Origin of the sequence: Actinoallomurus liliacearum, assembly GCF_039542035.1 — a bacterium.
GTDB lineage: Bacteria > Actinomycetota > Actinomycetes > Streptosporangiales > Streptosporangiaceae > Actinoallomurus > Actinoallomurus liliacearum.
The window spans coordinates 178,541-192,175 of record NZ_BAABHJ010000020.1; the positions used below are offsets into that span (position 1 = coordinate 178,541).

Annotated in this window: 17 protein-coding genes and 1 pseudogene; 10 read left to right on the plus strand and 8 right to left on the minus strand. The window is 71.3% G+C overall.

Annotated features, from left to right (window positions below; genetic code table 11):
• Positions 1-118: 118 nt before the first annotated feature.
• Both ABD978_RS26655 and ABD978_RS26660 read right to left on the minus strand, forming a co-directional pair.
• Positions 119-334 carry a hypothetical protein gene (locus tag ABD978_RS26655; RefSeq protein ID WP_345360161.1) on the minus strand — a complete coding sequence of 72 codons (216 nt, stop codon included), beginning with the start codon at positions 332-334 and terminating at the stop codon, positions 119-121.
• 28 nt (positions 335-362) lie between these two features.
• Positions 363-794: a ChaB family protein gene (locus ABD978_RS26660; protein ID WP_345360164.1), complete on the minus strand. Its 432-nt coding sequence runs from the start codon at positions 792-794 to the stop codon at positions 363-365.
• 212 nt (positions 795-1,006) lie between these two features.
• Here ABD978_RS26660 and ABD978_RS26665 point away from each other — a divergent pair, with 212 nt between their 5' ends.
• From ABD978_RS26665 to ABD978_RS26675, 3 genes are all read left to right on the plus strand, one after another.
• The gene (locus ABD978_RS26665) at positions 1,007-1,537 is read left to right on the plus strand and encodes a phosphatase PAP2 family protein (protein ID WP_345360167.1); all 531 of its coding nucleotides are present in this window, start codon (positions 1,007-1,009) and stop codon (positions 1,535-1,537) included.
• A gap of 46 nt (positions 1,538-1,583) precedes the next feature.
• Positions 1,584-2,975 carry an outer membrane protein assembly factor BamB family protein gene (locus tag ABD978_RS26670; protein ID WP_345360170.1) on the plus strand — a complete coding sequence of 464 codons (1,392 nt, stop codon included), beginning with the start codon at positions 1,584-1,586 and terminating at the stop codon, positions 2,973-2,975.
• A 113-nt stretch (positions 2,976-3,088) separates the two neighbouring features.
• The gene (locus tag ABD978_RS26675) at positions 3,089-4,216 is read left to right on the plus strand and encodes a Ppx/GppA phosphatase family protein (protein WP_345360173.1); all 1,128 of its coding nucleotides are present in this window, start codon (positions 3,089-3,091) and stop codon (positions 4,214-4,216) included.
• Positions 4,217-4,375: 159 nt separating this feature from the next.
• Here the strand turns inward: ABD978_RS26675 and ABD978_RS26680 are convergent, their stop codons facing one another.
• Positions 4,376-4,765 carry an RNA-binding S4 domain-containing protein gene (locus ABD978_RS26680; RefSeq protein WP_345360176.1) on the minus strand — a complete coding sequence of 130 codons (390 nt, stop codon included), beginning with the start codon at positions 4,763-4,765 and terminating at the stop codon, positions 4,376-4,378.
• 170 nt (positions 4,766-4,935) lie between these two features.
• On the opposite strand from ABD978_RS26680, the gene ABD978_RS26685 reads away from it, so the two are divergent.
• From ABD978_RS26685 to ABD978_RS26695, 3 genes and pseudogenes are all read left to right on the plus strand, one after another.
• The gene (locus ABD978_RS26685; RefSeq protein WP_345360179.1) at positions 4,936-5,997 is read left to right on the plus strand and encodes a sodium:calcium antiporter; all 1,062 of its coding nucleotides are present in this window, start codon (positions 4,936-4,938) and stop codon (positions 5,995-5,997) included.
• A gap of 53 nt (positions 5,998-6,050) precedes the next feature.
• The gene (locus tag ABD978_RS26690; protein ID WP_345360182.1) at positions 6,051-7,643 is read left to right on the plus strand and encodes a RecQ family ATP-dependent DNA helicase; all 1,593 of its coding nucleotides are present in this window, start codon (positions 6,051-6,053) and stop codon (positions 7,641-7,643) included.
• Positions 7,644-7,664: 21 nt separating this feature from the next.
• Positions 7,665-7,877 (plus strand): annotated as a pseudogene (locus ABD978_RS26695) (SDR family NAD(P)-dependent oxidoreductase); the annotation flags it as partial.
• A 12-nt stretch (positions 7,878-7,889) separates the two neighbouring features.
• Here ABD978_RS26695 and ABD978_RS26700 read toward each other — a convergent pair.
• On the minus strand, positions 7,890-8,762 hold the full coding sequence (locus tag ABD978_RS26700; protein WP_345360185.1) for an MBL fold metallo-hydrolase: 873 nt from the start codon (positions 8,760-8,762) through the stop codon (positions 7,890-7,892).
• A gap of 110 nt (positions 8,763-8,872) precedes the next feature.
• On the opposite strand from ABD978_RS26700, the gene ABD978_RS26705 reads away from it, so the two are divergent.
• Complete coding sequence (locus ABD978_RS26705) at positions 8,873-9,286, plus strand: DUF6098 family protein (protein ID WP_345360188.1); 414 nt, start codon at positions 8,873-8,875, stop codon at positions 9,284-9,286.
• A 54-nt stretch (positions 9,287-9,340) separates the two neighbouring features.
• Positions 9,341-9,529 (plus strand): DUF2795 domain-containing protein, encoded by a 189-nt coding sequence (locus ABD978_RS26710; protein ID WP_345360191.1) that lies wholly within the window; start codon positions 9,341-9,343, stop codon positions 9,527-9,529.
• 77 nt (positions 9,530-9,606) lie between these two features.
• Here ABD978_RS26710 and ABD978_RS43990 read toward each other — a convergent pair whose 3' ends face one another.
• Both ABD978_RS43990 and ABD978_RS26715 read right to left on the minus strand, forming a co-directional pair.
• On the minus strand, positions 9,607-9,780 hold the full coding sequence (locus ABD978_RS43990; RefSeq protein ID WP_425550765.1) for a DUF397 domain-containing protein: 174 nt from the start codon (positions 9,778-9,780) through the stop codon (positions 9,607-9,609).
• A complete protein-coding gene (locus ABD978_RS26715) occupies positions 9,777-10,595 on the minus strand; it encodes a helix-turn-helix domain-containing protein (RefSeq protein ID WP_345360195.1) in 819 nt (272 codons plus the stop codon). The genes ABD978_RS43990 and ABD978_RS26715 overlap by 4 nt, the downstream gene beginning before the upstream one ends.
• Positions 10,596-10,713: 118 nt before the next feature.
• On the opposite strand from ABD978_RS26715, the gene ABD978_RS26720 reads away from it, so the two are divergent.
• Positions 10,714-11,019, plus strand: a complete 306-nt coding sequence (locus tag ABD978_RS26720; protein WP_345360198.1) for a hypothetical protein — start codon at positions 10,714-10,716, stop codon at positions 11,017-11,019.
• Positions 11,020-11,021: 2 nt separating this feature from the next.
• Entirely contained in the window at positions 11,022-11,384 is a 363-nt protein-coding gene (locus tag ABD978_RS26725) for a hypothetical protein (protein ID WP_345360201.1), read from the plus strand.
• A gap of 244 nt (positions 11,385-11,628) precedes the next feature.
• On the opposite strand, the gene ABD978_RS26730 is transcribed toward ABD978_RS26725, so the two are convergent.
• Both ABD978_RS26730 and ABD978_RS26735 read right to left on the minus strand, forming a co-directional pair.
• Complete coding sequence (locus ABD978_RS26730; RefSeq protein WP_345360204.1) at positions 11,629-12,390, minus strand: methyltransferase domain-containing protein; 762 nt, start codon at positions 12,388-12,390, stop codon at positions 11,629-11,631.
• The gene (locus tag ABD978_RS26735; RefSeq protein WP_345360207.1) at positions 12,387-13,553 is read right to left on the minus strand and encodes an MFS transporter; all 1,167 of its coding nucleotides are present in this window, start codon (positions 13,551-13,553) and stop codon (positions 12,387-12,389) included. Before ABD978_RS26735 ends, ABD978_RS26730 begins: the two co-directional genes overlap by 4 nt.
• Between the last annotated feature and the right edge of the window lie 82 nt (positions 13,554-13,635).

The following is a 13,635-nucleotide window of genomic DNA, read 5'->3' on the forward strand; positions in this document are numbered from 1 at the left end:
GCACCCTCACCGGCGAGACGAGAAAAACGCGTGCCCGCACGAAGCAAAGAAGTCTCCGCCCGCGCACGTCACCGGCCCGCAGCGCGGGGCGCTGCGGGCCGGTGGTTCGGCGCGGTCGTCAGGGGGTGGCCCGGTCCACCGCCTCCCGTGCACCCAGCCGCTCGATGCGCCGCCGCGCGCGCTCGATGTTCTCCGGCGTGGGGTCCCGGCCCTCGGCCATCGCCAGGTCCTCGGGGTCCACCGGCGTCTCGGAGCCCGTCCGCAGGTCGGGGCGGCGCCGTTCCGGCCCCTCGGTGCGGCGGCGCGGTTCGGCCCCCTCGGTGCGCTCGGACATCGTCGTCTCCTCTCAGCCGTCTCCCGTGTCAGCTCTTCGAGCGGGCCTTCGCCGTCTTGCGGTCGTTGGCCTTCTCCAGCGCGTCGACGAGCTCCCTCTTGCTCATGTTCGAGCGGCCGAAGATGTCCATCCTCTTGGCGAGGTCGTACAAGTGCTCCTTGGACGCGTTCATGTCGACGCCGCCCGCGCTCTTGCGCGACGTGTCGCGGCCGCCCTTGGACTGCGGGTCGGAGGGCCCCTTGGCGCCCTTGTTCTTCGGCTCCCAATGGTCGCCCACCTTCTCGTGGGTGTGCTTCAGCGCGCCGTACGCGACCCGGTGCGCGCGCTCTCCCTCGCCGTACTCCTCGACCGCCGAGTCGTGGGCCTTGGCGAAGGTCCGCTGCGCCTTGGCGTCCGAACGCTTGATGGTGTCGGGCAGCTCGCTCTTCTTGGCCGTTCCCTTCTTGGTCGTCTTGGGCATCTCTCGCTCCTCCCGGTACGAAGGTCGAACGCCTTCGGCCATACCCCGAGGTACGCCGTCACACCTGCCGGCCCGGCTGAAGCAGCTCCGCCCGGGCCGCGTCAGCCTGCTTTCCCCTCAAAGGCAGATGAAACGGAACCCGGTAGGCGACAGCCGCTCTGGGTAGGCCCCTCACCTGGACATCGAGGGATCACCGAACGGAGGAGTGACGGGTGCGGAGGCTGCGCCGGGTCGACGAGCGCGTGATGCGGGCGATGACGTCCCTGGGCTGCAGGGCACTGGACGAGGTCATGCCGCGGGCCTCACGCGCCGCCGACCAACTGCTCGTGTGGTGGCTGATCGCCGCCGCGCTGCGGGTCGGCGGCGACCCGCGGTCACGGCGCGCCGCCGTACGCGCGGCGCTGGCGATGTCCGTGGCGGGGACGCTCGCCAACGGGGTGCGGATCTTCGTCTTCGACCGGGAGCGCCCTCCGAAGACGCTGGGCGGCCGGCGGCCGGGGCGGGTCCCCGACTCGCCGGGGTTCCCGTCGGGGCACAGCGCGGGCGCGGCGGCCTTCGCCACGGCGCTGGTGTGCGAGGCGCCGTGGCGCGTGAGTGTTCCGGTCGCGGCGCTGGCCTCCCTGGTCGCCTACTCGCGTGTCTACATCGGCGCGCACTATCCCGGGGACGTGGCGGCCGGGGCCGCCACGGGGGTCGCGGTCGCCCTGGCCCTGCGCGGCCTCCCCATCGCCGGCGACTCGTGATGGCCGCCTCCCGCGTGACGGCCGCCGATGGGGTGAGAATGAGCGCATGGGCAGGGTCGCGTACGGCATCGCACTGGTCGTCCTCACCGCCGCGACGGCGTGCGGTTCCGGTGGCGAGTCCCGGGCGGACAGCGCTTCACCCCCTCCCGGCGGATCCGCCGCGACCTCCTCCGCCCCCGTACGCACGGCCGGGTCGTGGCCGACATACCACGGCGCGAACGACCGGGCGGGGTTCGCCGCCGGCTTCCCCGCGCCGAGCGCGCTCGGCGACGCGTGGACGGCGAGGCTCGACGGGGCGGTGTACGGACAGCCGATCGTCGTGAACGGCACGGCGTACGTCGGCACGGAGAACGACACCGTCTACGCGCTGGACCTCGCGACGGGGCGGCAGGTCTGGCAGCGGCGCCTCGGCACACCCGTACCCCGGTCGGCGCTCCCGTGCGGGAACATCGACCCGCTCGGAATAACGGGGACCCCGGCGTACGACCCGGGCACCCGCACGGTGTTCGTCGCCACCGAGACGACCGGTGGGCGGCACACCCTCGTCGCGCTGAACGCCGCGGACGGACGCGTGCGGTTCACGCGGGGCCTCGACGTCGTGGCCGGCCGGGACCCCACGGCGGAGCAGCAGCGCGGCGCGCTCGCGGTCGCGGGCGGCCGGGTGTACGTCCCGTTCGGCGGGCTCGCCGGCGACTGCGGGAACTACGTCGGCTACGTCGCCGCCGCGCGCACCGACGGCGGGAAGGAGGTCGCGTCCTACGTGGTTCCGACCCGCCGGATGGGGGGCATGTGGGCGCCCTCCGGCCCGGCCGTCGTCCCGTCCGGCGACGTCTACGTCGCCGTCGGGAACGGCGCGAGCCTGAGCGGAGCCTACGACGGCAGCGACTCGGTGCTGCGGCTCTCCGCCGACCTGTCCCGCCGCCTGTCGTACTTCGCGCCGAAGAACTGGGGCTCGGAGAACAGCGAGGACCAGGATCTCGGCTCGACCGGCCCGCTGCCGCTGCCCGGCGACCGGGTGCTGATCGCGGGGAAGACGGGCGACATCTATCTGCTCGACGGTCGTGACCTCGGCGGCGTCGGCGGCCAGCGCGCCTCCCTGCACGGGTGCGTCGCCTTCGGCGGCATGGCCCGGAACGGATCCTCGGTCTACCTGCCCTGCGAGGAGGGCCTGCAGCGCGTGGACGTCACCGGGGGCAGCGGGCTGCGCCGCGTCTGGCGTGCGCCGGGCAATGTCAAAGGCTCACCGGTGGTCGGCGGCGGCGCGGTGTGGACCCTCGACACCGGCGCCGGTGTGCTGCACGCCCTGTCCGAGTCCGACGGGCGTTCGCTCGCGGCGCGGCGGATCGGGGAGGTCAGCCGGTTCGCCTCGCCGACCCTCGCCGGGTCGCTGGTCCTCGTCCCCACGATGCGGGGCGTCACCGCCATCAGCGTCCGCTGATCCGCCGTCACGGATCAAACCTTGGTCCAGACCGGTGCCGTAACCGTCATTTCGGCACCGCATGAATCAGACGAAACGCTTCACTCAGCGACAAGCCGGGTAATCAAGCGATCATGCGCACCGCCATCTTGGACGTCGGGTCCAATGCCGCCCATCTCAAGGTCGTCGACCTCGTCCCCGGCGGGCCCATACGTACGGTCGTCTCCGTCAAGGAGCCGACGCGACTGGCCAGGGCGGTCCTGGCCGACGGCCGGCTCGGGCGGGCGGAGACCGACCGGGTGGTGGCGTCGGTGGCGGCGACCGCCGATGAAGCCGCGCGGATGGGCGCGGCCGAGTTGATCCCCTTCGTGACGTCCGCGATCCGCGACGCGCCCAACCGGGAGGAGGTCCTCGACCGGGTCGCCGCGGAGACGGGCGTGGAACTGGGCTTCCTGGCCGGCTCCGACGAGGCCCGCCTGACCTTCCTGGCCGTGCGCGCGTGGTACGGCTGGTCCGTCGGACCGGTCGTGCTGGCCGACATCGGCGGCGGCTCCATGGAGATCGCCACGGGCGACGGCGCGGAGGCCGACGCGGCGCTGTCGATGCCGCTCGGCGCCGGCCGGCTGACCCGTGAGCACCTGACCGGCGACCCACCGGACCGGCGGCAGCTCGAACGGCTCCGCGCGCACGTCGCGGACCGGCTGGCCGCGTACGGCGTCGACCGGCTGACCGACGGGTCCTCCGGCCACCACGCGGTGGCCACCTCGAAGATCTTCACCCAGCTCGCCAAGCTCTCCGGAGGCCGGAGCGCGGACGGCCGCCGGGTCCTGGAGCGTACGGCCCTGCGGCGGCGGATCGCCGGCCTGGCGGCGCTGACGGCCGAGGAGCGCGCGCGGCTCAGAGGCGTCTCCCGCGCTCGCGCCCGCCACATCCTGGCCGGCGCCGTCGTCGCCGACGAGATCATGACCGCCCTCGGGGTACGCCGCCTGGAGATCTGCCCCTGGGCGCTGCGGGAGGGAATCGCGCTGCGCAGGATGCGATGGCTCGAGGCGGAGGCCGACCAGGCGAGCGACATCGAGCACCTCGTACGGCCGCTGCCCGGAGACCGGCTGAGAGCGGGCCCTGGGCGGGACAAGGACGAGGGCCCCTCCGGGACGTCGCCCGGTGGGGCCCTCGATGTGTGTACCGGTGTGCGGGTCGCCTCTCGGCGAAAGGCACAACGCGGCTCCAGCCGAACGGTATTCCGCGAAGGCGATAGGTGAGGCCCGGGGACACCAGGCACACCGGCCACGCCAGGTGTAACAGAAGCCGGGGGACGGGTTGTTCCCGCCCGCGCCATGAACTTTCCGCACGGCGGATCGGTGCTCGACCCGGCATGCCCACCATGAGACCGGTGGCCGCCGCGGGTGGTCGCGCGCCGCTCAGCCGGGGCCGGACCGGCGGCCGAGCAACCGCTCGATCTCCCGGCGGTCCCGCTTGGTGGGCCGCCCGGCACCGCGTTGCCGGCGTGCGATCGGGAGCAGCGCCTCCCGCGGGGGCGGCGGCGGGCTGTGGTCGGTGTAGCACTCGACGGCGACCGGCGCGCCGACCCGTTTGCGCACGACGCGGCGGACCACGACGACGCGCTCACGTCCGGCCAGGCGCACCCGCACCTGGTCTCCGGGTCTCACGGCGGCGGCGGGCTTGACGCGCTCGTCGTTCACCCGGACATGGCCGGCCCGGCAGGCGGCCGTGGCCAGCGAGCGGGTCTTGACGAGCCGCACCGACCAGATCCACACATCGACTCGTACGGTCTCCTGATCCGCCGCCATGGGACAGACCTTATCCAGGCCGAAGCCGAGACCGTCGCTCGGGAGTCGCACGGCCCATCTCCGTCGAAGGTGCGCCAAAGCCCACCAGCCGAAGGAATCCCCTGCTCCGGCGACCTGTCTCAGACGACAGGGGTACATAGAACGGCCCATGTGCGGGCAAAGTGGGCGCCATGGGTGATCTGCCATCGTTGGTGTTGCTCGTCTTGTTCCTGCTCAGTGCCGGGATCATCTGGTACGCCGGGATACGGCTGTCCGACACGACCGACGTCCTGTCCGAACGCCTGCACCTGGGCAGCGCGCTCGGCGGGGTGATCCTGCTCGCGGTCGCGACCAACCTCCCGGAGGCGGCGATCACCGTGAGCGCCGCGATGTCCCACCACCTCGACGTCGCGGTCGGCAACATCCTCGGTGGCATCGCCGCGCAGACGGTCGTCCTGGTCATCCTGGACGTCGCCGGGACCGGCGGCGCGCCGTTGACGTACGTCGCGGCGAGCCTCAGCCTCGTCCTCGAGGGCGCGCTGGTGGTCGCGGTGCTGGCGGTGGTCGTCATGGGCACCCAGCTGCCCGGCGACCTGGAGTTCGCCCGGCTCGACCCCGCATCCCTCCTGATCGTGGTCGTCTGGGCGGCCGGCCTGCTGCTGCTCAGGCGGGCGGGCCGGGGCCTGCCCTGGCACGAGGGCGGCGACGCCCCCGACACCCAGCCCGAACCGAAGGGTCATTCCAGGACGAAGAAGGAGGCGCGGGCGACCTCGTCGGGGATCGGCACCCGCCGCGCGGCGGTGGTGTTCGGCGTCGCGGCGGTCGCCACACTCGTCGCCGGCGTGGTCATCGAGCGCAGCGGCGAGGAGCTCTTCGGCCGGCTCGGCATGAGCGGTGTGGCCTTCGGCGCCACCGTGCTCGCGGCGGCCACCGCGCTCCCGGAGATCAGCACCGGGCTGACCTCCGTCCGGATGGGCGACCACCAGCTCGCGATCAGCGACATCTTCGGCGGGAACGCCTTCCTGCCGGTGCTGTTCCTCGCCGCGTCGCTGATCTCGGGCCGGCCGGTGCTGCCCGACGCGCACCGGTCGGACATCTACCTCACCGCGCTCGGCTCCCTCCTCACGCTGGTCTACATGGCAGGCCTGATCTTCCGGCCCCGGCTCCTGCGGCTTCGGATGGGAGTGGACAGCCGCGCGGTGCTCGCGCTGTACGCGCTGGGGATCGCCGGACTGCTCGCCGTCGGCGGTTGAACCGGCCGGCCCCGGCGCGTTCCACCAGGTCGTTCCGGGGTAGCCCTGGCCGCATGACGGGGAACCAGAGTCTGCGAGAGATCGCCGGCGCGCGGCTCGGCCTCGCCGGGCTGCGGCCCGCGCAGGAGGAGGCCGCGGCCGAGCTGGTGAAGGGCCGTGACTGCCTCGTGGTCATGCCCAGCGGGGCGGGGAAGTCGGCGATCTACGAGCTCGCGGCCGTCGCCCTCGGCGGACCGGCGGTCGTCGTGTCGCCCCTGCTGTCCCTGCAGCGGGACCAGACCCAGGGGCTGCGGGAGCGGGGCCTCACCGCCATCAGCGTCAACGCGGCCGTCGGCGAGAAACGCCGGGACCAGGCGTACGCCCTGCTCCGCGCGGGAGCGACGGGCTTCGTCTTCCTGGCGCCGGAGCAGCTCGCCCGGCCCGACGTCCGGGCGGTGCTGGCCGAGGCGCCGCCCGCGCTGATCGCCATCGACGAGGCGCACTGCGTGTCCGCCTGGGGCCATGACTTCCGCCCGGACTACCTCCGCCTCGGCGGCGTCGTCGAGGGCCTGCCGCGCCGGCCGGTGGTCGCCGCGCTCACCGCGACGGCGGCTCCACCGGTGCGGGAGGAGATCGTCGAACGGCTGCGGCTCCGCGACCCGGCGCGGGTCATCCGCGGCTTCGACCGGCCCGAGATCCGCCTGTCGGTCGCGATGTTCCACGACGCGGACGAGAAGGAGGCGGCCGTCGTGGACGCGGCGCGGCGGCTGCCCGGCTCCGGCATCGTGTACGCCGCGACCCGCCGGGAGACCGAGGAGTACGCCGAGCGGCTCGGGGTCCGGGCCTACCACGCCGGGCTGCGCAAGACCGAGCGGACCGCGACTCAGCGGGCGTTCATGGACGGAGAGACCATCGTCGCGACGAGCGCCTTCGGGATGGGGATCGACCGGCCCGACGTGCGCTTCGTCGTCCACGCCTCCGTCCCGGGGTCCCTCGACGAGTACTACCAGGAGATCGGCCGGGCCGGGCGGGACGGCGAACCGGCGGAGGCGATCTGCCACTACCGCCCGGAGGACCTGGGGCTGCGCCGCTTCTTCGCCGGGGGCCTGCCCGAGGAGGAACTGCTCGCCCGCGTCGCCGCGGCGGTCGACGGGCCGATCTCCCGCCGCGACCTGGCCCGCCGCGTGGACGTGTCGGACCGGCGCGTCACCGCGCTGCTCAACCTGCTCGAGACGGCCGGCGCGCTGCGCCTGCGCCGCCGCGTCGAGCCGCTCCCGGACGCGCCGCCCCCGCAGGAGGTCGCCGCGATCGCCCGGGAGATCGCCGAGAAGCACCGCTCGGTGGAGCGCTCCCGCGTCGAGATGACGCGCCGGTACGCCGAGCTGACCGACTGCCGCCGCCGCTTCCTGCTGCGGTACTTCGGCGAGGTGGTCGAGGACCCCTGCGGGAACTGCGACAACTGCCGGGCGGGCACCGCCACCCCCGCCGACTCCGAGCGCCCGGTGTTCGCGTCCGGCGCCCGGGTCGAGCACCAGGACTGGGGCGGCGGCACCGTCCTCGGCGCCAAGGAGGGCCGTCTCACGGTGGTCTTCGACGAGGTCGGCTACAAGGAGCTGCTCGCCGAGACGGTGCTGGAGGAGGGCCTGCTCGCCCCGAGCGACCGGTGAGCACGCCGGCGACCGGTCGGAATGGCGGCCGGGCCGCTGGGAGGGGCGGCGCATGGGCGCGCCGCCCGCCGGATGATCGACCAGGGCGGCGGCCGGATCGTCAACGTCACGAGCGTCCACGAGGAGTACCCGCGCGTGGGGTCCGGCCCGTACTGCGCCGCCAAGGGCGGGCTGAAGATGCTGACCCGCGTCCTCGCGCTGGAGCTGTCGGCGTACGGGATCACCGTCAACACGGCCGCCACGGGCTCACAGCTCGATGAGCGTTCCGCGCTGCACGACCTGCACCTTGTCCTGGAGGCCGCGCCGGCGCACCTCGGCGTCGAAGTCGGACAGCGGGGACTTCATCACCGTGTAGTCGTTGTGGTGGATCGGGAGGACGCGGGAGGCGTTCACCAGCTCCACCCAGTCCGCGCCCTGCCTGCCGTCCATGGTGACGAGCAGGGCATTGAGGATCTTGGTGCCGCCGAGGTGGACGACGCCGACGTCGATGTCCGGGTAACGGCGCGGGATCTCGGCCAGGTCGTCGTACATCAGGGTGTCGCCGCTGATGTACATCCGAAGGTCGACCCGCCCGCCCCGGGAGCCGAACTCCAGGATGCTGCCCATCACCGGCGGCAGCAGCATCTGGAACGCCCCCGGCGCGTGCCGTCCGGGGGCCGAGATGACCCGCAGGACCCGGTCGCCGCTGACGAACTCGTGGTCCTCCCAGGTGCGCAGGCCGTGGGAGTTCCCGAAGCCCTGCGGCTTGAGCCGCCGTGCCGCGTGGGGCGTGGTGACGATCGGCAGCTCCTTGTCGAGGTTCCGCCGCGCCACCCGGTCCCAGTGATCCCCGTGCAGGTGGGACAGGACGATGCCGTCCAGCGGCGGCAGCCGGTCCACGGGAACCGCCGGATCCAGGAGCCGGGTGGTCATGACGCCCCAACCCAGGTGGACCTTCTGGCCCCGGCGGATGAAGTTCGGATCGGTCAGCAGCGTGAACCCGCCGTACCGGATCACGGTGGTGGCGTTCCCGATGAAGAACAGCCCATCGGACTTCGGAATCAGGTCCTCTTCGGTCATCACGATCCCCCAGTCGATGTCGTACCCCTCGGGCCCATGATCGAGCGGCGCTGAGGTCATCGACGCTCCGGAAGCCGCCCGCCTACCGCGGCACGCGGGTAAAACGTGCTCGCGAGCCGTGAGGACGCATTCGCGCCGGGTAGTGCTCTCCCGCACTGAGGGGAGGCGCCATGAGAAGCATCGAGAAGCTGAGCGAGCTGACGGAGCTGGTGAGCGGGCGGGAGGAGCTGTACCTGCGGCACTCGGGCGGGCCCGAGTCGGACGCCGACGGGACGAGCCGTGACTACGAGAGCGGACTGGAACTGCCCGGCCTCTCGGTCGTCCCGCTGAGGTCGCCGCAGTGGTGGAGCCGCCCGTTGGAGGACTGGATCGCTCGCCAGATCCGGAAATATGCCCACTTGGCGGAGAAGGGGGACGACCGGCACGCCTGGATCCTGGCCGGTGAGGTCTGCGACTTCGGCCCGGACCACGAGCCCCTCGTCGCCGACTTCCGGCCCGTCGCCGCCCTGAGCGACGACCTGTTGAGGGAGGCGGAGGAGCGCTACCACGACCGCTTCGAGGTGGGTCGCGACTCGCTCCAGTGAGTCGCCCGACCCCGGACCGGGTACGGCGTACCCATCGGGGAAGAGGGTTTGACGATGGCTCAGGACTTCATCGAAGTGCAGAAGTATCTGTCCGGCGTGGACTACCCGGCGTCCAAGGAGCACCTCCTCGAACACGCCAGGAAGAAGGGCGCGCCGAAGGAGGTCATGGACGACCTGAAGGAGATCCCGGAGGAGGAGTACGACGGACCCAACCGCGTCAGCAAGGCGGTCGCCGGGACCTGACCGGCCGACCACCCGGTTCCGGCCGCCGCACGATCACGTACGGCGGCCGTGAACACCAAGGCGACCAGGCGGCGCCCCTAGTCCTCGCGACCGGCGGCCATCTGAGGTACGGCAGCGACCTCAACGCGCCGGCCACCGAGGTCGGTGCTGTGGCTGCGCCACATCGCAGCGATTTCGACACACTGGCCACCTGTGTTCGTGCTAAAGCTGGCCTTACGCCAAAAGATGGCAGACGCGTCGAGAGTCTTCACAGGTCCTCCCAAACCGTGCGAAGCAACTTCAGGGAGTCATCTGCGGACATAGCAGCACCCCTGATCAAACTGAAGCTTAATACATGAACGCGAATTTTATCGGGCTGGTCGGTCACCTGGCCTTCCGCGTGACCTTCGACATACACGAGATCTGGACCATCGTCGAAACTCAGCAGAGTAAACGCTCCTGGTAGGCCGGCATAGGTGCCAGTCCGGCTTGGCACGATCTGCACTGTGATGTTGGGTTCTTCGGCGAGCTCGATCAGGTGGTTGATCTGCTCTTTGCGGGTCTCCTCGTCGCCGATCGGGCGGTGGAGGACGCCTTCGTCGAGGACGAGGACGATTTCGGGTGGGTCATCGCGGGTGAGGATCACCTGACGTTCCATCCGTGTGGCGACCAGGCTCTCGACCACCTCGGGTCTCCGGCCGGTCTTGAGCACCTCGTGGGCGTACTGCGGGGTCTGGAAGAGGCCCGTGACGACCATGTTCTCGAAGATGCACATCATCGTGGCCTTGGCTTCCAGCTCGACGAAGCCGGAGAAGCCTGGGGGTAGTGCGGCGTGTTTGCCGGCGCGGCGGATCTCCAGCCACATGCGGTGGAAGGTCTCCGGGGTCTTGAAGTAGGTGTCGAGGTCCTCCGACGTCGCCTCTGACGGTGCGCGCAGGGCGGTCTCGAGCTTTTCGATCCACTGGGGCGTGCAGCCCAGCGCCTGGGCGAGCGCCGCGCGGGAGAGTTTCGCCGCTTCGCGGTGGCCGCGTAGCACCGCGCCGAAGGCTCGGACGAGGGGGTCTCGGGTCAGCGCGCCGTTGGTCATGGTGAGTCCTTTCGGGGGGCCACGTGTGACGTGGGGTGATGCCGGTCTGTAGCTCAAAGTAACTCAGCGTGTGAGCCTGGTCACTGGAAAACGGCAGGCGATTAAAAGGGAATAAGTCGTGAAACCGTACACAGCGGAAGACATTTACGCGTACGCGAAGTGGCTGACCCAGGAATGCCAGGCGGCGGGACTCAACGCGGAGCAGTACGGGGCGGAAATTCTCATCCACGGGGCGAGCAATCACCTCAGCGAGAGGATCATCTGTAGACCCGATGAACAGAACCACCTCCGCTGGCACTGGTCCTGGGGAGTCCCCATCGGCCACCTGACCGACTCGTCCCGGCTCCTGGCCGTCGACGACATCGAGGAACTGATCCGGGTGATCAGCAAGGTCGTCTGCGTCCCACTGCGGCGGGGACAGTGACGATGACGCCCGAGGAACGGCTCATACGCTCACTACCGGGGCTGCGCGCCCTGGTCGACTCGCTCGCGGCGCACCCGCCGTCCGAGGCCAGGGCGTTACTGCACCTGGACTTCCTCATCCGCAAGTACCCGGCCGCCGCCCGCATGAGCCTGCAACGCCGGCAACGGGCCGACACCGACCCGCCGACACCGCCACAGGGCTGGTCGCCGGTGCTGGACACCGGCGGACTGCCACTGTGGCGCTGGGCCGGCGGCCAGGTCTGCGTGGCCACCACCGACACCGACCAACTCCGCTACCTCGCCGTGGCCCTGCGACGCTTCGACGAGATGACCCCCGAAGAACTCCACGCCTACCTGCGCGGCTGACCGGGTCAGGCGCGACCGCGACCGCGCCGGACCGAACGCTCGGCGACAGTTCGCTGGAGAGCGACCAGAGCCCACATATCAGCACCAGCAAGGACCGCTTTCCCGAGCGTTTCGGCACGCCTCCGCGCAACCGCTGTGGTCAGTCGCGGGCCGCTCTCAACTCGGCCGCGCGGGCCCGCCGTTGCCGGTCGCCGATGTCCGCCCTCCCTGAACCGCATGTACGTCGTCACCTCCGGTGACCTGCTCAGTGATGGGGTCGGGTGGCGGTGGCGGTGACCCATGCCTGGGCGAACATCGCGCTCGGCCTGGTGGCCCAATCGCGGAGTCGGCGGGCCTGGGCGGTCTGTCCCGCCGCGTCGAGTTGGACCGCGAGGTAGTCGGCGATGCGGGAGGGGTCGGCGTAGCGCTCGTAGTGCGCGTTCAGGTGGCATTGCTCGAATCCCGCGTCGAGCAGGTACTGGCCGAGTTTGCGGCCGACGAAGGGGTCTCCGCCGTTGGCCTGCTGCAGGCGTGTGTAGGCGCTGATGGCGTCGTCCGACGGCGGGCTCAACAGGAATCCGCCCCAGTCGGGACTGCAGAGGCCGACTCTCCCGCCGGGGCGCAGCACTCTTCGGATTTCGGCCAGTGCACGGGCCGGGTGGGCGAGGTGTTCCATCAGGGCGTGGGAGAAGACGCGGTCGACGGATCGATTGTCCAGGGGAATGTCGTAACAGGAGCCTTCCTGGAACTCGATGTTGGTGAGGCCTTTTCCTCGGGCGAGGGCGCGTGCGCTGAGGAGTTGGGCCGCTTGCCGGTCGAGGCCGAGCACGTGTCCCGGTGCGACGGCGGCGGCGAGGTCGGTGGTGATGGTGCCGGGCCCGCACCCCAGGTCCAGGAGTGTCATTCCCGAGGCCAGGTGCGGCAGGAAGAAACGCGCGTGCGTCGCGGCTGTTCTGGCGGCCATGAAGTCGATGGCGGAGGCGTCATGGCCGGGTGTGTAGCGTTCGGTTTCGGGCGTGCCGGTCATCGTGCGATCGCCGCCTTGGCACGCGCGTCGATCTTCCCTGAGCAGATGGCCAGTGCGAGCCCGGCGGCGGCCAATACCGCGCCGATGGCGTTGGGGCTGGTGTAGCCGAACCCGGCGCTGATCACCGTGCCGCCGAGGAACGCGCCGAGCGCGTTGGCGATGTTGAATGCCGACAGGTTCAGCGCGGAGGCGAGGGTGGGGGCGCCTGCGGCCGTGTCCAGGATGCGCATCTGCAGCGCCGGGACGGTCGCGAAGCCGAACAGTCCGAGCATGAACAGGGTGCAGGCCGCGAGGGCCTTGCTGTGCGCCGTCACCACGAACACGCTCAGCACGACGGTCAGTCCGGCCAGGAACACGTACAGGCTGGGCATGAGCCGGCGTCCGGCGTAGCGGCCCGACAGCAGGTTGCCGGTGGCCATGCCCAGACCGAAGATGACGAGCAGCACCGTCATGCTGGAAGCGCTGAACCCCGCGACGTCGGTCATCATCGGCGCCACGTAGGTGAAAGAGGCGAAGACACCACCGAAACCCGCCGTCGTCACCGCCATCGCGAGCCAGACCTGCGGCCGCCGTAGCGTCGCCAGTTCCGAACGCAGCCCGGCCTCGCCCTCGGGCCGCAGCCGACGTGGGACCAGCGCGGCGATACCGACTCCCGACAGCGCGCCCAACGCCGCGATCGCCCAGAACGTGGCCCGCCAGCCTGCGGCCTGCCCCAGCCATGTCACCAGCGGCACCCCGGCCACGTTCGCCATGGTGAACCCGCCGAACATGATCGACATGGCGCTTCCACGTCGTTCCGGCGGCACGATCCGCACCGCGACCACTGACCCGACCCCGAACAGCGCCCCCTGCGGCACGCCTGCGACCACCCTGGCCACCAGCAGCAGGCCATAGCCGGAGGCGATCGCCGACAAGACGCTGCCCGCCACCAGCAGCGCCGCGACGACCAGCAGGGTCGCGCGGCGAGTCAGGCGGGCCGAGGCCGCGGTGAGGAGCGGCGCACCGACGATCACCCCGGCGGCGTATCCGGTGATCAGTCCCCCCGCGGCCGGAATCGACACTCCGACCCCGCGGGCGACCTGCGGCAACAGTCCCATGATGGCGAACTCCGAAGTCCCCACGCCGAACGCCATGACGGCCAAAGCGAACAAAGCCAACGGCATGACGCCGCACTCCTCACGTCGCGGAAAAGATCGCTCTCCAGCCTGGTCGGCAGCCCACCCGAACCGTGAGCGGCAGAAACGG